Consider the following 18,264-nt stretch of genomic DNA (forward strand, 5'->3'; position numbering starts at 1 on the left):
CTTGAGCGGGGAAGCGGCGTGGCGGGATACTGGAGCGGGTCGTCCTATTACGGGGACGACACGAGCGAGAAGGTCGACGGCTACGGCGACGACAACGACATCGAAGGCGCCGGCGGAAACGACACGCTCAAGGGGGCCGGCGGCGACGACGACATCGAGGGCGAGGCCGGCTCCGACGTGCTCGACGGCGGCGCGGGCGACGATCGCCTCGAGGGCGACGACCGGTATTTCGAAGGCCCCGACAACGACAGGCTGACCGGCGGCGCCGGCTCCGACACGCTGATCGGCGGCGCCGGGCGCGACACGCTGGACGGCGGGGACGGCGACGACCGGATCGAGTTCTTCCCGTTCGGCGACGACGACAAGCTCGACCGGACCCTGGACGTTCTCGCGGGCGGCGCCGGCGAGGACACGCTCGCCATGGCGATCTCCGAGGTCATCGGCGGCCAGACCGTGACGGTGAAGCTCGGCGCGACCACCCAAGTCAAGATCGGGTCGGTCACTGTGGCGCGCGCGACGTCGTTCGAGCGTCTCGATCTCGAGCTCGGCTCCGACCAGGCCTACTATCCCGCGATTGGAACCGGCCGTTACGCCGTGACGGGCGGCGCGCTCGCTGACCGGGTGATCGGCGGAACCGGAAACGACACGCTGATCGGGCTCGGCGGCGACGACACGCTGGGCGCAGCCGAAGGCTCCGACAGCGTCCTGGGGGGCGCGGGGGACGACGACGTCACGCTGGCCGCCGGCGGCAAGGACCGCGTCTCGCTGTCGACCGGAAACGACGAACTGACCCTGACGCGCTGGACCTCGGCCGCGCCCGCGGCCGGAATCGGCGCCTATGACGGCGGGGCGGGGACCGACCGGCTCGTCATCGGGCTCTACGGCGTGGAGCAGACGAGCCTCGTCTTCGACGGCGCGAATCTCAAAATCGGCTCGCGGGTCGTCGCGCAGACGAAGGGCTTCGAATCGGTCGAAATCCGGGAGGGGCCGTCGAACTCCTATCGCTTCACCGGAACGGGGGGCGACGACCTCGCGGTCGGAAGCTCCTTCGGCAAGGACGACCTTCTGTCCGGCGGCGACGGCGACGACACGCTGGAGGGCGGCGAAGGCGACACCTTGCGCGGGGGCGACGGCGACGATTCGCTGTCGACGGGCGTGAACGCTGAGCTTTCCGTGGTGGACGGGGGCGCGGGCTTCGACCGACTTCAGCTCGTCGCCACGCGCTCCGAGCTGCCGATCGTGATGAGCGGCGATCTCCAGAAGGGCGCGACGGTCAAGTCCGGCGGAAACACAGTCGGGACCCTGAAGGGAATCGAGGCCGTCGACGTCATCGACAGCGCAGGCGGCGACAGCCTCCTCGGCGCCGGGGCGGCCGACACGTTCCGCGCCGGCCGGGGCGCCGACACTGTAAGAGCCGGAGCCGGCGACGATCTGTTCGCGCATCGGTTCGAGGACGTGCTGCTCGACCAGATCGACCTCGGCGCGGGCGGCCTCGACACGTTCGAGATCCAGTCGGCGTCCGACGAGGCCATCGTCATGTCGGGCGCCATCGGCGCCCTCTCCATCACCAAGGGCGGCGTGAAGGCGGCGACCGTGAAGGGCGCCGAGCGCATCGTGGCGGAGACCGGCGCGGGCGATGACCGGCTCGCCGGAGGCGCCTTCTCCGACGATCTCGCCGCCGGCAAAGGGGCGAACACGTTGATCGGCGGCGCCGGCGGCGACCTCTTGTCCGTCGTCGGCGACCTCCTGCGCGACTCCGTCGACGGAGGCGCCGGCGACGACGCGCTGTCCTTCACCGGAGAGTCCGGCGTCTTCGGACCCGAACCGCTCGATCTGGCGATCATCGCCAAGGCGACCGGCGGCGTGAACCTCACGATCTCGTCCGGCGGGAAAGTCATCGTCCAAGCGAAATCGGTCGAATCCGCGACGATCTATGGCGGGATCGAGGACGATCGGATCGAAGGCCTCTCCGGCGACGACGAACTGCGCGGCGACGACGGCGGCGACACGTTGAGCGGCGGCGCGGGCGACGACCTGCTGATCGGGGGCGACGGGTCCGACGCGATCATTGGCGGCGCGGGCTTCGACACGGCGTCGTTCGCCGGCGTGTCGTCCGCCGTGGTCGTCACGCTCGTCAGCGGCCGCACGGTCACGGCGACGGACGGCTCGGGATTCGAGACCGATCAGTTGACGGGGATCGAGAACCTCGTCGGCGGCTTCGGCCGCGACAGGCTGACGGGCGACGCCAAGGCGAACGTCATCAACGGCGACTCCGGCGACGACACGCTGGACGGCGGGGCCGGAATCGACACGGTCGATTTCACCGGCGTGGACGGCGTCGAGATCGTGCTCAAAGGCGCCGCCTTCTCCCAGGTCGTCAGCGATTTCTACGTCGACGCATTCCGCAATTTCGAGAACGTCATCGGCTCGGGCGGCGCGGACACGATCGTCGGCGACGGCGGAAAGAACCACATCCAGGGCGGACGCGGCGGCGACGTGCTGACCGGCGGCAAGGGGGCCGACGTGTTCGTCTACACGACCGCCGAGGACACGTCGGAACCTGGCACGGGCTCGATCTACGATCCCGCCCGCGTGCTCGCGCCGGACGTCATCACCGACTTCTCACAGGCGCAGGGCGACATGATCGACTTTGCGGCGATCGACGCCGACCCGTCGCGCGCGGGCGACCAGGGCTTCGTCTTTCTCGGCAAGGCCGCCTTCACCGGCGCCGGAGGCCAGCTCCGCGCCGTGACGGGCGGGGGCAGGACCACGTTGTTCGCCGACATCGACGGCGACAAGGTCGCCGATCTCGCGATCGCCTTCGACCAGGCGATCGCCTTCGCGAGGGACGACTTCGCCCTGTGAGACTGGCGGCTCAACCGCCCGACGGGTTCGGCGCGCGCCAGGCGCGCTCGAAGGGGAGGCGCCAGGCGTGCGGCGCGATCAGCTGGTGGACCGATTTCGGCCCCCACGAGCCCGGCTGGTAGAGCCGGACCGGCGGCGGCGCCTCCAGAAGCGGCGCGGAGGTCTCCCACAGCCGCTCGATGCCCTCGGCGGTCGTGAACAGCGTGTGGTCGCCGCGCATGGCGTCGAGGATGAGGCGCTCATAGGCCTCCAGCACCTCGCCGGCGAGGCCGGTGTCGTGCATCGCGAACTGCAGGCTGAGCTTGTCGAGCCGCATGCCCGGTCCCGGCCGCTTGCCGTAGAACGACAGCGACACCTTGGAGGCGTCGGCGAGGTCGAAGGTCAGGTGGTCCGGCCCCTGCGCTCCCACGCCGGAGCCCGCCGGGAACATGCTCTTCGGCGGCTCTCGGAAGGCGATCGAGATGATGCGCTGGCCCTCCGCCAGCCGCTTGCCCGTGCGCAGGAAGAACGGCACCCCCGCCCAGCGCCAGTTGTCGATCCAGCATTTGAGCGCGATGAAGGTCTCGACGTCGGACTCCGCGTCGACCCCTTCCTCCTGCCGGTAGCCGACATATTGTCCGCGGACGACGTCCTTCGGGTCGAGCGGCGTCATCGAGCGGAAGACCTTGTTCTTCTCCTCGCTGATCGGCTTCGGCTCCAGCGAGGTCGGCGCCTCCATCGCCATGAAGGCGAGGATCTGAAACAGGTGGGTCACCACCATGTCGCGGTAGGCGCCGGTCGACTCGTAGAAGCCGGCGCGCTTTCCGAGGCCGAGCGTCTCGGGCACGTCGATCTGCACGTGGTCGATGAAATTGCGGTTCCAGATGGGCTCGAACAGGCCGTTGGCGAAGCGGAAGGCCAGGATATTCTGAGCCGGCTCCTTGCCGAGGAAATGGTCGATCCGGAAGATCTGCTTCTCGTCGAAGACATCGTGAAGCTTGGCGTTGAGCGCGACGGCGCTTTCGAGATCGACCCCGAAGGGCTTCTCCATGACGATGCGCGAGCCCTCGACGAGACCGGCCTCGCCGAGCAGCCGGACCGCCGACAAAGCCGCGTTCGGAGGGACCGACAGGTAGTGCAACCGCCGGCTCTCGCCGCCGAGCGCGGCTTCCGCCCGGGCCACGGCGGCCTTGAGAACCTCCGGGCCGCCCGAAAGCGGGACGTAATCGAGAATGTCGGCGAAGGCGGCCGCGTCGGCCTCGCCGGCTTTCCGCGTGCCGAACTGGTCGAGCGCGCGGCGCGCCACCGCGCGGAAGCCTTCGGCGTCGATGTCTTCGAGCGACACCCCGACGATCCGGCAGGCGGGGATGAAGCCCGTCCGCACGAGGTGAAACAAGCCGGGCAGCAGCTTCCTGTGGGCGAGGTCGCCCGTCGCGCCGAACAGCACCACGACCTGCGGATATCTCGGCCCGACGCCGGGAGGAATTTTTCTCAACTGCGTCGCCCCGTCCAGGCCCCGCCCCGCGCGACGCCGACAGGACGAAAGCTTAACGGCGAAGCGGCGATCTGTCCCGCAGCGCAGCACGGCCGGCGCCGACGAATTGGAGCGGAGCGGCTCCAGAGCGCGACATCGTACGGCTCACTCCGCCGCCGAGAGACGCGGCGACGCGTCCTGCGCGCCGAAGCGCTGGCGGTGGTCGCGCGGCGTGAGGCCGGTGATCTTGTGGAACACCCGGCGGAACGCGCCGGGATCCTCATAGCCGACGGACCATGCGATCTGATCGACGGTGGCGTTGCTGGTCTCCAGCAGGTCCCGCGCCTTCCCGACCCGCAGATGCTGGCAGTACTCGATCGGCGTCATGCCCGTCGCCTTGCGGAAGCGCCGGAGAAAGGTGCGCTCCTCCAGCCCCGCGCGCGCCGCCATCTCCGGCACGGCGGCGTCGCGCGCGGCGGAGGTCTGCAGCCAGTGCTGAACCTTCAGAATGGACGCGTCGCCATGATGAAGGCGCGGCGAGAACAGGCTGTAGTAGCGCTGCTCGCGGCCGGGCGGATCGACCAGCAGGAAGCGTGCGGTCGCGAGCATGATCGCAGGGCCGAGCAGGCGGTCGACGAGCTTCAGCCCCAGATCGGTCCACGCCATCAGACCGCCGGCCGTGATCACGTCGCCGTCGTCGATCACGAGCCTGTCGGCGTCGACCTGGGCGTCCGGAAAGCGCTCCGCGAAGGCCTCGGCGTAATACCAGTGCGTGGTCACCGAGCGCCCCGCGACCACGCCCGCTTCGCCGAGCAGGAAGGCGCCGGCGCAGACTGAGCACAGCGTCGCGCCTTCCGCATGGCGGTCGCGGAGCCAAGCCGCGAGCGGCGCCGCGGTCTCAGGGGTGATCGGCGCCGTGATGGCGGGCGGCAGAATGAGGAACGTCGGTGTCCCGGGCAGGCCGGGATGGGTGTCGAAGCTGCGCGTCACCTCGCCGGCGGGATCGCCGGGCGTCGCGCGCCAATGGCTGACCCTGAGCTCCGGAGCGTCGGCGCCCAATCGCTCCGCGACCATGCGGTTCGCCACCGCGAACAGGTCGGTCAGCCCGAAGATCGCGCCGAGCTGGGCGTCGGGATAGGCCAGAACGCCGATTTCCGGCGGGAGGGCGGTTGCGCTCATCTGTCGGTTTTAGCCCGAACTCTGTCGGTTCCGCCAATCCGAAACGTCACGGCGGGCGTCTATCTCTCCCCTTACGAAGACGGCGACGCCTTCATGTCCCATCGGCCGCAAGCGGCCCGACCCCGGAGAGAGCAGTCATGAGCACCATCACCACCAAGGACGGCGCGAGCATCTTCTACAAGGACTGGGGCACGGGCCAGCCGGTCGTGTTCTCCCACGGCTGGCCGCTCACGGCCGACGCCTGGGACGGGCAGATGCTGTTCCTCGCCGAGCGCGGCTACCGCGTCATCGCCCATGACCGTCGCAGCCACGGCCGCTCGTCCCAGACCTGGGACGGCAACAACATGGACCAGTACGCCGACGATCTGGCCGAGCTTTTCGAGCAGCTCGACCTCAAGGACGCCGTCATGGTCGGCCATTCGACCGGCGGCGGCGAGGTCGCGCATTACGTCGGCCGCCACGGCACGAGCCGGGTCGCCAAGGTCGTGCTCGTCGGCGCCGTGCCGCCGCTGATGCTGAAGACCGACGCCAATCCCGGCGGCCTGCCGATCGACGTGTTCGACGGCATCCGCAAGGGCGTGTTCGACGACCGCTCCCAGTTCTTCAAGGACCTGACGACGCCCTTCTACGGCTTCAACCGCGACGGCGCGAAGGTCTCCGAGGGGCTGCGCGACGCGTTCTGGCTGCAGGGCATGGCCGGCGGCATCAAGGGCCTCTACGACTGCATCCGCGAGTTTTCGGAGGTCGACTACACGGAGGATCTGAAGAAGATCGACGTGCCGGCGCTCGTCATCCATGGCGACGACGACCAGATCGTGCCGATCGGCGCCGCCGGACTGCTGTCCGCCAAGATCATCCCGAACGCGACGCTCAAGGTCTATCCGGGCGGGAGCCACGGCCTCGCGCAGGTCCAGCAGGACGAGTTCAACGCCGACCTGCTCGCCTTCATCAAGGGATGACCGTCCCGGGCGTTCCGCCGCGGCCGTGACCGGCGGCCGGCCGGGGGCTCAGCCCTCCTCGGCCGCCGCAGCGGCGCGCCAGCCGATGTCGCGACGGCAGAAGCCTTCCGGCCAGTCGATCAGATCGACGGCCGCGTAGGCCTTCATCTGCGCCTCCGCGGCGTCGGCGCCGAGCGCCGTCACCGCGAGCACCCGCCCGCCCGCCGACACAAGCCTGCCGCCGTCGAGCGCCGTGCCGGCGTGAAACACGGTGACCTGCCCGCGCTTCTCGGCGGTCTCGACGCCGCGTATCTCCGTGCCCTTCACGTAGTCGCCGGGATAGCCCTTGGCGGCGAGCACCACGGACAGCGCGGTCTCGGGCCGGAACTTCAGCTTGCGGCCTTCAAGCGCGCCGTCGACCGCGGCCGCCATCAGTTCGAGCAGGTCGTCCTTCAGCCGCGGCAGCACGACCTGAGCCTCCGGATCGCCGAAACGGACATTGTATTCGATGAGCTTGGGGCCGTCGGGGCCGACCATGAGCCCGGCGTAGAGAAAGCCGACGAAGGGCGCGCCCTCCTCGGCCATCCCGGCGACGGTCGGCCGCACGATCTCGTTCATCGCCTGATCGATGAGCGCGGGGCTCAGCACCGGCGCCGGCGAGTACGCTCCCATGCCGCCGGTGTTGGGACCCTCGTCGCCATCATAGGCGCGCTTGTGGTCCTGGGCGTCGCCGAGGAACAGGGCGGTCTTGCCGTCGACGAGGGCGAACAGGCTCGCCTCCTCGCCGTCCAGGAACTCCTCGACGACGGCCTCGGCGCCCGCAGCCCCGAGCGCGCCGCCGAACATGTGGTCGACCGCGGCGTGCGCCTCGGCCAGGGTTTCCGCGACGATCACCCCTTTGCCGGCCGCCAGCCCGTCAGCCTTCACCACGACCGGGACGCCAAAGGCGTCGACGGCGGCATGGCCCTCCTCCGCCGACCGGCAGCGGCGGAACCCCGCGGTCGGTATGCCGTGGCGGGCGCAGAACTCCTTGGTGAACGCCTTCGAGCCTTCGAGCCGCGCCGCGGCCGCCGTGGGGCCGAACGCTCTGATCCCGACCTCGTTGAGGCGGTCGACGACGCCGTCCACCAGCGGCGCTTCCGGACCGACCACGACGAGGTCGACCTTCTCCGCTTGGGCGAGCGCCACGATCCCGTCGAGGTCGTCGATCGCGACCGCGCGGCATTCGGCGAGCTTGGCGATTCCGGGGTTGCCGGGGGCTGCGATCAGCCGGGTCAGCGCCGGGCTCTTCGCGAGCGCTGCGGCGAGCGCGTGTTCGCGGCCGCCGGAGCCGAGCAGGAGAACGATCATGGAAGGGGCGCCGCCTTGGACCTGAGGACGACGCCCCTTCTATCGGCATGCGGCCCCGGCGCAAGCCGGGGCGCGATCAATCGGCCGTCAGGCCTCGACGATGATCGTGCCCTTCATCATCGGATGCGGCGTGCAGACGTATTTGTACGTGCCGGGCTCGTTGAACTTGAGGGTGTATTTGTCGCCCTTGTTCAGCATCTTGCCCTGCGCCTTGGGATGGCCCTTCGCCGGGCCCTGGCGCAGATGGACGTTGTGGGCCATGCCGTCTTCGTTCGTCCAGGTGATGGGCTCGCCGACCTTCACGGTGATCTCCGGGGTCTGGAAGGCCATCTTGTCGATCGTGATCGCCTTGCCGCCTTCGGGCGCGCCCTCGACGACCTCGAACGGGTCGGCGCGCGCGACGCTGGGAAGGATGAGCGCTGCGGCGAGCGTGGCGCCGCCGGCGAGAACGGTCCTGCGGTCGAGACGGGCGGAGGCGATGAGGGCGGCGGTCTTCATGTGGGAATCCTCTGGACAAACTCTCATGCGCGCTGCGACCAGGCGACCCACGCTAGGTCAATCACTGCAAGTGCAATGAAGCCCTGTTGCGATCAGAGCGCGCACGACACGTATTCGACTCTCAGCTCCACTTCGAAACTGCCGAAAAGCGGAAGCAGACATCGAGACGACGCCCCGACGATCGGCATAACTAGGCGGCGGCGACTGGCGTCGCAAGCAGAGCGGCGCTGCCTGACGAGATCGTGAGACAATTATAGTTCGAACGATTAAGCGCTATGCTGCGATGCAGCATGGCTCGACCGGTTGTCCGCATCACCGGTTCGGCCCGCGACCTCGCCGCCGCTCGCGCAAGGCCGCGGGCGGCGATAAAGGTGACGGGATGAAGCCGGATCGCGAAGCTGCATGACCGTCGCCGAAGACGCCCTTTCGAACGCCCCCGAGATCTCCGTTTCGGAGCTGTCCCAGCAGCTCAAGCGGACCGTGGAGGACCGGTTCGGCTATGTCCGGGTGCGCGGCGAGATCTCCGGCTATCGCGGCCCGCATTCGTCCGGCCACGCCTATTTCGCGCTGAAGGACGAAGGCGCGAAGATCGACGCCGTCGTCTGGCGCGGCACGATGGGCAAGCTCAAATTCCGGCCCGAGGAGGGCATGGAGGTGATCGCCACCGGGCGGCTCACCACCTATCCCAACAAATCCGCCTATCAGATCGTGGTCGACAGGCTCGAGCCGGCGGGCGTCGGCGCGCTGCTCGCCCAGCTCGAGGAGCGCCGGAAGCGGCTGACGGCGGAAGGTCTGTTCGATCCCGCCCGCAAGCGAGCTCTGCCCTACCTTCCGCAGGTGGTCGGCGTCGTCACCTCGCCGACCGGCGCCGTCATCCGGGACATCCTCCATCGGCTCGCTGAGCGGTTCCCGCGGCGGGTGCTGGTCTGGCCGGTGCGCGTTCAGGGGGAAACCGCGGCGACGGAGGTCGCGGCCGCGATCCGCGGCTTCAACGCGCTGACCCCCGGCGGAGCGATCCCCCGGCCGGACGTGCTGATCGTCGCGCGCGGCGGCGGCAGCCTCGAAGATCTCTGGGGATTCAACGAGGAGATCGTGGTCAGGGCCGCCGCCGAAAGCGCGATCCCGCTGATCTCCGCGGTCGGCCACGAGACGGACACCACGCTGATCGACTTCGCCTCGGACCGCCGCGCGCCGACGCCGACGGCCGCCGCCGAAATCGCCGTCCCGGTCCGCGCCGAACTGATCGCGGGCGTCGCAGAGCGCGGCGCGCGGCTGCGGGCGGGCACGCTCCGCGCGCTCGAGTTCCGCCGTTCCGAGCTGCGTTCGGCGGCCCGGGCGCTGCCGTCGCTCGAAACGCTGCTCCAGCCGCCGCGCCAGCGGCTCGACCACGCGGCGGCCCGTCTCGCCCCCGCGCTGGTCGCCAACGCCGGTCGTCACCACGCCCGCTTCGCGGCGGCCGGCGCCCGGCTGTCGCCGGCGGCGCTCCGCCACAGGATCGCGCTGTCGCAGGAGCGCGCGACGGGGCTCGCCGCCCGCCTCGACCGCGCCTTCAGGGCCGGGCTGGAGCGTCGCCGGGACCGACTGGGGGCCGCAGCCAAGCTCGCCGCGAGCCTCGGGCCGCAGGCCGTTCTGGAGCGGGGCTACGCGCTGGTTCTCGGTCCGGAAGGCCACGTCGTGCCGCTCGCCGCCCGCGTCGCGCCGGGCATGGCCCTGTCGCTGCGCTTCGCCGACGGCGCGATCGCCGCGACCGCCGACGGCGAACGCGCCGGGGCGAGCCCGGGCGACGGCGCCGCCGCGCGTCCGACGGGGCGCCGGCCCCCGAAGCCGCGGTCGGAGCCCGGGACGGCGCAGGACGACCTGTTCGCATGACGTCGCCGAGCGAACGCCGGATCGGCCTCGCCCTTGGCGGCGGCGGCGCCCGGGGCCTTGCCCATCTGCATGTGCTCGAAGCCTTCGACGAGCTCGGCGTGCGGCCCGCGGCCATCGCCGGCGCGTCGATCGGCGCGCTGATGGGCGCCTGCTATGCCGCGGGCCTGAGCGGCCGCGACCTGCGGGAGCACACGCTCGCGCAGCTCTCCAATCGCGGACAGACGCTCGCCAAGGTGATGAAGGCGCGTGTCGGCCGGATCTCGGACCTGTTCGGGACAGGTTCGCTCAACCCGATGCTGCTCGACGCGGAGGCGCTGATCCCGCAGTTCCTGCCGCCGGGCGTCCCCGAGCGCTTCGAAGATCTGGCGATCCCCTTCCAGGCGATCGCCACGGACTTCTTCGGACGGGCGGAGGTCGTCCTCCGCGACGGCCCGCTGCTGCCGGCGATCGCGGCTTCGGCGGCGATCCCGGGCCTGTTCAAGCCGGTCCTCCACCGCGGGCGCACGCTGATCGACGGCGCGATGACGAATCCGCTGCCTTTCGACGCGCTCAAAGGCGTCGACGCCGTGATCGCCGTCGACGTCACCGGCGGGCCGGTGATGTCGGGGCCCACGCCGCCGAACGCCTTCGTCTGCATGCTGGGCGCGATCCAGATCATGCAGTCGACCATCGTGGCCGGGAAGGTCGCCCAAGGCGGGCCGGACGTCCTGATCCGCCCGAAGGTGGACAGGATCACCCTGCTCGACTTCCTGAAGGTCGCCTCGGCGCTGCGCCTCAGCGCGGACACAAAAGACGAGGCGAAGCGCGCGATCGAAAGGCTGCTCTCAGGCTGAGCGGTCGCCTCAGCGCCAGGTGCGCTCAGGAGTGATGAAGCGGTCGAGAAAGCTCACCCCGGAATCCTCCGACGTCGTATCGCCGTCGTCCATCTCGTCCTCGGCGGGGGCGCCGAGGGCCCGGTCGAACCCGTCCTGCGCGGCGGACAGCTCCGGCGCGGCGGGCGGGGTGTCGTTTCGTTCACGCGTGCGGTCAGCGGCCATGCCCTGACTCCATTGTCTCGAAGACCGGCGCGCGGGCGCGCCGGCGTGTCATGCCCCTTCGATCCGCCTCAACGATCGAGGCGGCGTTCGGTTGCGACTGCCGGCGACTAAAGCCAGCCGTCGCCGTCGCCGCCGTCGTCCGCAGACCCGTCGTCCCCGCCGTCGTCTCCGTCCGAGGGCGAGCCCACGCCGTCCAGCAGGCCGGAGAACCATCCCCCTTCGCCGGCGCCCGCATCGGGCGCCGAAGCGGAGGCGTCGGCGAGAGGGGATGCGGCGTCGTTCGCGGCCGGCGCGGCCTCGGCGGCCTTCGCCTCGCCTCCCCCGCCAAACAGCGAGCTCAGGCTGTGATAGAGCAGCGCGCCGCCGGCCACGCCGGCCGCCGTCTGCAGCGCGCCCGACAGGAAGCCGCCGCCCGACGGGGTCGCCTGCGGGGCGCCGTAGCTCTGGTTCGGCGAGCCGTCGGGCTGCTGCTGTGCGCCGTAAGGCTGCGACGACGGCCCGCCATAGCCTTGGCGCTGATTGTCCTGGCCGCCGAACAGACCGCCGAACCTGCCGGGCGCGCCCATCGGCTGGCCGCCGCCGCCGAACGGGGCGTCCATGGGCCGGCCCATCGCCTCGCCGGCGCGCGGCCCCCAGGGCGACGCGCGATCGTCTCCGCCCGCGTCCCGCGCGCCCTCGAGCTCCTGCTCGAGCTCGGCGATCCGGGCGTTGGCGGCCTCGAGCGACTGGTTCTGCACCAGCAGGGTCTGCGCCATGGCGTAGGGGGCGTAGGGCTGCTGCGCCACCTGTTCGGCGATGTAGGCCTCCGCGGCGGGGTCGCGATAGGCGTTCTGCGCGCTGCGCAGGCGCGCGAACAGGCCGGCGATGAGGTTGCGTTCCTGGTCGTTCATGGCGCGAGCTCCAAAGCCCTTCGACGAAGCGTCTCCCGTCGACATGTGCAGAGGCTCGGAAGGCCGCAAGGGCCTTTGAAGGCGACGCGGCGGCGGAATCGGGGCGTTTTCGGCCTATTCCGCCGCCTGGGGCAGGCGTTCGAAACCACGGCCCTCGAGCGCCTCCGGCAGCGGGCCGCCCGTCGCCCAGTCCAGGAGTTCGGCCGTGTGGACGCAAGGGACGCCGGTTCCCGACCGGATCTGGGTCAGGCAGCCGATGTTTCCGGCGGCGATCGCCTCCGGCTGGGCGCGCTCCAGATTCGCCACCTTGCGGTCGCGCAAGCGCGCCGCGATCTCGGGCTGCATGATGTTGTAGGTGCCGGCGGACCCGCAGCAGATGTGCCCTTCGGTCGGCTCCTTGACGCGGAAGCCTGCGGCCTTGAGCAACGCCTTCGGCTCGTCCTTGACCTGCTGGCCATGCTGGAGCGAACAGGCGGAGTGATAGGCGATCGTCTGGCCGGTCTCGCGCGCCGGGCGCAGGTCGAGCGTCGCCGCGAACTCCGAAAAATCCTTGGCGAGCGCCGAGACCCGCGCGGCCTTCGCCGCATAGGCCGGATCCTCGCGCAGCATGAAGCCGTAGTCCTTGATCGTCGTGCCGCAGCCGGAGGTGGTGATGACGATGGCGTCGAGCCCGCCCTCCTCGATCTCGCGCGTCCAGGCGTCGACGTTGCGCCTGGCCTGCGCATGGCTCTGGTCCTCGCGGCCCATGTGATGGACGAGCGCGCCGCAGCACCCCTCCCCCCTGGCCTGAACGACCTCGACCCCATGGCGGGTCAGGAGGCGGACCGTCGCCTCGTTGATCGAGGGCTCCAGCACCGGCTGCGCGCAGCCCTGCAGCAGCGCGACGCGCGCCCTGCGCTGTCCGAGCGCGGGAAACACGCCCGGCCCCTCGTTTCCGGACCTCAGCGCGGGACGCGACGGGGCGAGCCTCAGCATGGCGCCGAGCCGCGCGAGCGCTGGCGGACCCTTCAGGAAGGGCGCGAGAGGCTTCGCGAAGAACGCCGCCGCGAGCGCCAGCCGGAACCGTCCGGGATAAGGCAGCACGAAGGCCAGCAGCCGGCGCATCAGCCGGTCGGCCAACGGGCGCTCATAGGTCTTTTCGATATGGGCGCGGGCATGGTCGACGAGGTGCATGTAATGCACGCCCGACGGACAGGTCGTCATGCAGGAGAGGCAGGAGAGGCAGCGGTCGATGTGCTTGACGATCTGCGGCGTCGCCGGCTTGTCCTCCTCCAGCATCTCCTTGATCAGGTAGATGCGTCCGCGCGGGCTGTCGAGCTCGTCGCCGAGCAGGAGATAGGTCGGACACGTCGCGGTGCAGAACCCGCAATGCACGCAGGTCCTCAGGATCTTCTCGGAGGTCGCAAGCTGCGGATCGGCTGCGAGACGTTCGGGGGCGAAGGTGGTCTGCATGGGACTTCAGCCGGGCTTGAGGCCGCGGCGGATCACCGTCGGGCCGAAAAATACTGCGCCGAGACGCGCGCGATCTTCTTGTCGACGAACTGCAGCGTCACACGGAATTCGGCGGCGCCGACGAAGCGGCGCGAGGTGAACTCTTCGCCCCCCGCGCGCCAGCGGAAGAAGCTGGGCTCCGTCGGGTTCAGCAGATCGAACCCGTTGCGATCGAGCAGGACGGCGGTTTCGTTGAACGTCTGACCGGCCGGGAAATGACAGGCGAAGCGGTCGGTAACGTCGGCGCGCGCGCTCGCGGTCTCCGCCAGGACCTGCCCGATCGTCCCGTCGATCGGCGGACAGGACTGGGCGCGCGCCGCGCCCGTCAGCGCGAGAGCGAGCGCAAGGCCGGTCAGGATCCGGCTGGGTGCGCCCATCGCCGCTCGTCCGTCTCCACGCAGACGTGTCCTTGTTCATCGCGCTGCCGCCTGCCAGTCGCGGATCGCGTCCAGCGGCCAGACGATCATGAGGACGTTCAAGGTGAGATTGTCGCGGATGACATAGAGCGCGAGCAACTCCATAGCGACGGCCGCGGTCACGATCAGCCATGTCGGCGACACGCGCGCCAGCCAGAAGCCGACCACCATGAAGCCGATGTCCGTGACCGAGTTCAGGACGCTGTCGCCGGCGTAGGCGTTCGAAGCCGTCGTGGCGCGGTAGCGCTCGATCACGGCGGGACTGTTCTCCACGAGCTCCCAGCCGCCTTCGATCGCGATCGCGAGGAACAGCGCGGCGGCGAGCGGCAGCGGCTTTCCGAGCCGCCGCCACACGAGCACCGCGCCGCCGTAGAACAGAAAGCCGTGGATCACGTGCGAGAGCGAGTACCAGTCGGAGACGTGCTGGGACGTGCCCGCGTCGTTCGCCGCGCCGTGCCAGAGCTCCACATGGCCGCAAACGCAGATCGCCGGCCGGCCCATCGCCATCAACGCCAAAGCGAAGGCCGCGATGACCAGCAGCGCGATCAGGCCGTCAAAGACGCGCAAGGGCGCGGGCGCCGGGAGGCTAAGTCCGGAGCGCATGCATACGTCCCGGATTGAGCACGCCGGCCGGATCGAAGGCGGCCGTGACCTCGCGCGTCAGCCGCGCGAGCGCAGCCGGCTGCGGCTCGAACACGTCGATCGCCGCCCGGATGGCGTCGGAGGCCCGCACGAGCGTGGCGTGGCCGCGCGCCGCCGCGACGATCGGCCGAAGCCGCGCGGACCCGGCGTCGTCGCCGGGCGCGACCGCGACCCAGATCAGCCCCCCGCTCCAGTCGTAGAGATGCGCCGCGACCAGAGAGCCCAGACGGGCGACGACCTCGGCCGCCTGCGGAGGCGCGACCGAGACCCGCCACACCGCATGCCCGGGATCGCCGAGGAGCGACGCGGCGTCGCTCACCTGCCGCCAGAGCGTCCGGGACGCGTCGCGATCAAGGCGGCTCGCGGCTCCATAAGGTTTCAGCAGCGCCTCCAGCGCGCCGGCGCGATAGCGCACCTGACTCTCGAAGTTCTCCAGCCGGAACAGGGTGCGGGCCGCCGCGTCCGCCGTCGCCGGGAGATGCGCGGCGCCGGTGACCTCGAAGGGCGAGCCCATCCCGCCGCACAGCGCCTCGACCGCCCGGCTGTCATCCAGGCCCTCCAGCACGAGCGTGGTCTCGGTCTCGGGGATCGGAAGCGTCTTGAAGGTCGCCTCGGTGACCACGCCGATCGTGCCGTGCGAGCCGGCCGCGAGCTTCACGAGGTCGTAACCGGTGACGTTCTTCATCACCCGCCCGCCCGAGCGGATGGTCTCGCCCCGGCCGGTCGTGAGCCGCACGCCGATCAGCGCGTCGCGCGCAGCGCCCGCGTAGACGCGGCGCGGGCCCGACGCGTTGGTCGCCACGAGCCCGCCGACCGTGGGCTCGCCGGAGGTCCCGTAGAGCGCGCGGAGATCGGACGGCTCGAAGGCGAGCCGCTGCCCCTTCTCGGCCAGCGCCGCCTCGACCTCCGCCACCGGCGTGCCGGCGCGCGCCGCCACCACGAGCTCGGACGGCTCGATTAAGGTGATCCCGGTGAGACGCTCGGTCGTCAGGGTCGTCGCCGCCTGGACCGGGCGGCCGAGCCCCGAGCGGGTGCCGGCGCCCCTGATCACGATCGGCGCCTTCTGCGCGGCCGCGTCGTGGATCGCGGCTTCGATCCCCGCCTCGTCGAGGGGAGCGACGACGTCGGTCATGGACGCTCCCCGGACGGCGCCGTCCCGCCGAAGCCCATCATGCTGCCGTCCTTAGATCGGCGCTGAGCGCGAGCGGAAAGACTTTCGCCGGGTTGAGCAGCCATTTCGGATCGAAGGCGGACTTCACTCGCATCTGCTGGACCAGTTCGGCGTGGGTGAACTGCGTCGTCATGAGCTCGCGCTTCTCGATGCCGACGCCGTGCTCGCCGGTGAGGCAGCCGCCGACCTCGACGCAGGCGATCAGGATGTCCTCGCCGGCGCGCTCGGCCTTGGCGAGCGAGACCGGATCGTTCATGTCGTACAGCACCAGCGGGTGCAGATTGCCGTCGCCGGCGTGGAAGATGTTCGCGACCTTGAGCCCCGCTGCGTCGCAGATCGCGCTGATTCGGGTCAGCACCTCCGGCAGCCGGCCGGTCGGGATGGTGCCGTCCATGCAGATGTAGTCGGAGATGCGTCCCATGGCGCCGAAGGCGGACTTGCGGCCCTTCCAGATCGCGGCGGCCTCGGCCGGCGTCTTGGCCTGACGGGACGAGGTCGCGCCGTGCTGGGCGGCGATCTCGCCGATGCGGGCGAGTTGCTCGTCGATCTCAGCGGGCGAGCCTTCGACCTCGACGATCAGCAGGGCGCCGGCGTCCATCGGGTAGCCGGCATGGGCGAAGTCCTCGCAGATGTCGATCGCGATCTTGTCCATGAATTCGATCGCGACCGGCACGATGCCGGCGGCGAGCACCGCCGCGGTCGCGGCCCCCGCCGCCTCGCTGGTGTCGAAGCCGAACAGGATCGGCCGGGCGCCCTCGGCCATCGGCAGGATCCGCAGGGTCGCCTCGGTCGCGATGCCGAACTGGCCTTCCGAACCGCAGATCACGCCGAGCAGGTCGAGGCCGGGCGCGTCCATCGCGTCGCCGCCGATCTCGACGATCTCGCCCTTCAGCGTGACGAAGGTCACGCCCATCAGATTGTTGGTGGTGACGCCGTATTTCAGGCAATGCGCGCCGCCCGAATTCATCGCGATGTTGCCCGCGATGGTGCAGGCGAGCTGCGAGGAGGGGTCGGGCGCATAGAAGAAGCCCTCATGCGCGATCGCAGCCGAAACGCCGAGATTGGTGATGCCGGTCTGCACCCGCATGGTGCGGCTCGCGAGGTCGACGTCGAGCACCGCCGCCATCTTGCCGACGCCGATCACGACCGCGTCCTCCTGGGGCAGCGCGCCGCCGGCGAGCGAGGTGCCGGCGCCGCGGGGAATGACGGGAACGCCCTCCTTGTCGAGGAAGGCCAGCACCTCGGCGACCTGCCGGGTCGTGGAGGGCAGCACGACGGCGAGCGGCGTCCGGCGGTACGCGGTGAGCGCGTCGGTCTCGAAGGCGCGGCGCTCGTCCAGCGAGGAGATCACCCCCTCGCCCGGCACGATCGCCTGCAGGCCCGCGACGATGGCGTCGCGGCGGGCGAGAATGCGCGGATCGGGGTCGGGCATCGCGATGCCGGTCATCGTCTCCTCCTTCGTCCTGTTCTTCTCGTCGCCTTCGCAGGCGGGGCGGACGCGCGGCACTGATATATCACCGAGAGCGCCAGAGATAGCCGAATCGGGCAGAGCGGCCCCGCTCTTGCGCTCGGCCGCCGCGCGAGGCCATGGTCGCCATCCGCTTCGTCCGTCTTGCATTTGTCCGCGTGTCTGGAGCCGTTTCAAGTGGTTCAATCGCATGAGGCCCGTCCCCGGGTCGGTCTGTTCGCGACCTGCCTCGTCGACCTCATCCGCCCCTCGGTGGGCTTCGCCGCGGCCAAGCTCATCGAGGACGCCGGCTGCGAGGTGGTGGTCCCGTCGCAGACCTGCTGCGGCCAGCCCGCGTTCAATTCGGGCGACCGCCGCACCGCCCGCGCTCTCGCCTTGCAGGTGATGGACGCGTTCCAGGGCGTCGACTACGTCGTCGCGCCGTCGGGCTCCTGCGCCGGCCAGCTGAAGAAGCATTTTCCGGAACTGTTCGCAGACGAACCCGACCTCGCCCGTCGCGCCGACGCCTTCGCGGCCAAGACGCATGAGCTGATCAGCTTCCTGGTTGACGTCCGCGGCGTGACGAAGGTCGCGGCGCGCTTCGACGGCGCCGTGACCTATCACGACAGCTGCTCGGGCCTGCGCGAGCTCGGGATCAAGGGCCAGCCGCGCAAGCTGCTGGAGAGCGTCGACGGGCTGACGATCGCGGAGATGAAGGACCCGGACGTCTGTTGCGGCTTCGGCGGCACCTTCGCCGTGAAATACGGCGAGATCTCCGACGCGATCGTTTCGAAGAAGGCGGACAATGTGAGCCACTCCGGCGCCGGCACGCTGCTCGCCGGCGATCTCGGCTGCCTCATGAACATGGCGGGCAAGCTCCAGCGCCTCGGCCGCCCGGTGCAGGCGCGCCACGTCGCCGAGGTGCTCGCCGGCATGGGCGACGAGCCCGCCATCGGCGAGCCGGCGCGGCGGTGACGTGGTAGGATCGGTGCGCTCGTTCAGGGAGGCGCCTATGGCC

The 18,264-nt window shown here is 70.4% G+C and carries 16 protein-coding genes; 5 read left to right on the forward strand and 11 right to left on the reverse strand.

Annotation, left to right across the window (positions count from 1 at the left end; translation table 11 throughout):
* Positions 1–18: 18 nt before the first annotated feature.
* Positions 19–2,865, forward strand: coding sequence for a hypothetical protein (locus tag ACO2RJ_RS10550; RefSeq protein ID WP_423267960.1), 2,847 nt, complete (start codon positions 19–21; stop codon positions 2,863–2,865).
* Between the two features lie 10 nt (positions 2,866–2,875).
* On the opposite strand, the gene zwf is transcribed toward ACO2RJ_RS10550, so the two are convergent.
* Together zwf and ACO2RJ_RS10560 are read right to left on the reverse strand one after the other, a co-directional pair.
* Positions 2,876–4,339, reverse strand: coding sequence for a glucose-6-phosphate dehydrogenase (gene zwf, locus ACO2RJ_RS10555; protein WP_423267961.1), 1,464 nt, complete (start codon positions 4,337–4,339; stop codon positions 2,876–2,878).
* Positions 4,340–4,483: 144 nt separating this feature from the next.
* Positions 4,484–5,497, reverse strand: a complete 1,014-nt coding sequence (locus ACO2RJ_RS10560; RefSeq protein WP_423267962.1) for a GlxA family transcriptional regulator — start codon at positions 5,495–5,497, stop codon at positions 4,484–4,486.
* A gap of 137 nt (positions 5,498–5,634) precedes the next feature.
* Here ACO2RJ_RS10560 and ACO2RJ_RS10565 point away from each other — a divergent pair, with 137 nt between their 5' ends.
* The gene (locus ACO2RJ_RS10565) at positions 5,635–6,456 is read left to right on the forward strand and encodes an alpha/beta fold hydrolase (protein ID WP_423267963.1); all 822 of its coding nucleotides are present in this window, start codon (positions 5,635–5,637) and stop codon (positions 6,454–6,456) included.
* Positions 6,457–6,504: 48 nt separating this feature from the next.
* Here the strand turns inward: ACO2RJ_RS10565 and purD are convergent, their stop codons facing one another.
* On the reverse strand, positions 6,505–7,785 hold the full coding sequence (purD, locus tag ACO2RJ_RS10570) for a phosphoribosylamine--glycine ligase (RefSeq protein ID WP_423267964.1): 1,281 nt from the start codon (positions 7,783–7,785) through the stop codon (positions 6,505–6,507).
* 87 nt (positions 7,786–7,872) lie between these two features.
* A complete protein-coding gene (locus ACO2RJ_RS10575; RefSeq protein WP_423267965.1) occupies positions 7,873–8,283 on the reverse strand; it encodes a cupredoxin domain-containing protein in 411 nt (136 codons plus the stop codon).
* 402 nt (positions 8,284–8,685) lie between these two features.
* Between ACO2RJ_RS10575 and xseA the strand changes: the two genes are divergently transcribed.
* On the forward strand, positions 8,686–10,152 hold the full coding sequence (gene xseA, locus ACO2RJ_RS10580; protein WP_423267966.1) for an exodeoxyribonuclease VII large subunit: 1,467 nt from the start codon (positions 8,686–8,688) through the stop codon (positions 10,150–10,152).
* Positions 10,149–10,985, forward strand: coding sequence for a patatin-like phospholipase family protein (locus ACO2RJ_RS10585; RefSeq protein ID WP_423267967.1), 837 nt, complete (start codon positions 10,149–10,151; stop codon positions 10,983–10,985). Before xseA ends, ACO2RJ_RS10585 begins: the two co-directional genes overlap by 4 nt.
* Positions 10,986–10,994: 9 nt before the next feature.
* Here ACO2RJ_RS10585 and ACO2RJ_RS10590 read toward each other — a convergent pair whose 3' ends face one another.
* The 7 genes from ACO2RJ_RS10590 to ACO2RJ_RS10620 form a co-directional block, all read right to left on the reverse strand.
* Positions 10,995–11,189 (reverse strand): hypothetical protein, encoded by a 195-nt coding sequence (locus tag ACO2RJ_RS10590; RefSeq protein ID WP_423267968.1) that lies wholly within the window; start codon positions 11,187–11,189, stop codon positions 10,995–10,997.
* 107 nt (positions 11,190–11,296) lie between these two features.
* Entirely contained in the window at positions 11,297–12,079 is a 783-nt protein-coding gene (locus ACO2RJ_RS10595) for a DUF2076 domain-containing protein (protein ID WP_423267969.1), read from the reverse strand.
* 114 nt (positions 12,080–12,193) lie between these two features.
* Positions 12,194–13,531, reverse strand: a complete 1,338-nt coding sequence (glcF, locus tag ACO2RJ_RS10600; protein ID WP_423267970.1) for a glycolate oxidase subunit GlcF — start codon at positions 13,529–13,531, stop codon at positions 12,194–12,196.
* Positions 13,532–13,563: 32 nt separating this feature from the next.
* Complete coding sequence (locus ACO2RJ_RS10605; RefSeq protein ID WP_423267971.1) at positions 13,564–13,947, reverse strand: hypothetical protein; 384 nt, start codon at positions 13,945–13,947, stop codon at positions 13,564–13,566.
* Between the two features lie 36 nt (positions 13,948–13,983).
* A complete protein-coding gene (locus tag ACO2RJ_RS10610) occupies positions 13,984–14,589 on the reverse strand; it encodes a DUF2585 family protein (protein WP_423267972.1) in 606 nt (201 codons plus the stop codon).
* Positions 14,573–15,760, reverse strand: a complete 1,188-nt coding sequence (locus ACO2RJ_RS10615; RefSeq protein WP_423267973.1) for an FAD-binding protein — start codon at positions 15,758–15,760, stop codon at positions 14,573–14,575. The genes ACO2RJ_RS10610 and ACO2RJ_RS10615 overlap by 17 nt, the downstream gene beginning before the upstream one ends.
* Positions 15,761–15,797: 37 nt before the next feature.
* On the reverse strand, positions 15,798–17,246 hold the full coding sequence (locus tag ACO2RJ_RS10620; RefSeq protein WP_423267974.1) for an FAD-linked oxidase C-terminal domain-containing protein: 1,449 nt from the start codon (positions 17,244–17,246) through the stop codon (positions 15,798–15,800).
* A gap of 198 nt (positions 17,247–17,444) precedes the next feature.
* On the opposite strand from ACO2RJ_RS10620, the gene ACO2RJ_RS10625 reads away from it, so the two are divergent.
* On the forward strand, positions 17,445–18,221 hold the full coding sequence (locus ACO2RJ_RS10625; RefSeq protein WP_423267975.1) for a (Fe-S)-binding protein: 777 nt from the start codon (positions 17,445–17,447) through the stop codon (positions 18,219–18,221).
* Positions 18,222–18,264 lie beyond the last annotated feature (43 nt).

Origin of the sequence: Hansschlegelia sp. KR7-227, from assembly GCF_049446035.1 — a bacterium.
In the GTDB taxonomy this organism is placed as follows: Bacteria; Pseudomonadota; Alphaproteobacteria; order Rhizobiales; family Methylopilaceae; genus Methylopila.

Coding starts and splice junctions, on each gene's coding strand:
- ACO2RJ_RS10560 (WP_423267962.1), bottom strand. CDS start 5,497: ATGAGCGCAACCGCCCTCCCGCCGGAAATCGGCGTTCTGGCCTATCCC.
- ACO2RJ_RS10565 (WP_423267963.1), top strand. CDS start 5,635: ATGAGCACCATCACCACCAAGGACGGCGCGAGCATCTTCTACAAGGAC.
- purD (WP_423267964.1), bottom strand. CDS start 7,785: ATGATCGTTCTCCTGCTCGGCTCCGGCGGCCGCGAACACGCGCTCGCC.
- ACO2RJ_RS10575 (WP_423267965.1), bottom strand. CDS start 8,283: ATGAAGACCGCCGCCCTCATCGCCTCCGCCCGTCTCGACCGCAGGACC.
- xseA (WP_423267966.1), top strand. CDS start 8,686: ATGACCGTCGCCGAAGACGCCCTTTCGAACGCCCCCGAGATCTCCGTT.
- ACO2RJ_RS10585 (WP_423267967.1), top strand. CDS start 10,149: ATGACGTCGCCGAGCGAACGCCGGATCGGCCTCGCCCTTGGCGGCGGC.
- ACO2RJ_RS10590 (WP_423267968.1), bottom strand. CDS start 11,189: ATGGCCGCTGACCGCACGCGTGAACGAAACGACACCCCGCCCGCCGCG.
- ACO2RJ_RS10595 (WP_423267969.1), bottom strand. CDS start 12,079: ATGAACGACCAGGAACGCAACCTCATCGCCGGCCTGTTCGCGCGCCTG.
- glcF (WP_423267970.1), bottom strand. CDS start 13,531: ATGCAGACCACCTTCGCCCCCGAACGTCTCGCAGCCGATCCGCAGCTT.
- ACO2RJ_RS10605 (WP_423267971.1), bottom strand. CDS start 13,947: ATGGGCGCACCCAGCCGGATCCTGACCGGCCTTGCGCTCGCTCTCGCG.
- ACO2RJ_RS10610 (WP_423267972.1), bottom strand. CDS start 14,589: ATGCGCTCCGGACTTAGCCTCCCGGCGCCCGCGCCCTTGCGCGTCTTT.
- ACO2RJ_RS10615 (WP_423267973.1), bottom strand. CDS start 15,760: ATGACCGACGTCGTCGCTCCCCTCGACGAGGCGGGGATCGAAGCCGCG.
- ACO2RJ_RS10620 (WP_423267974.1), bottom strand. CDS start 17,246: ATGACCGGCATCGCGATGCCCGACCCCGATCCGCGCATTCTCGCCCGC.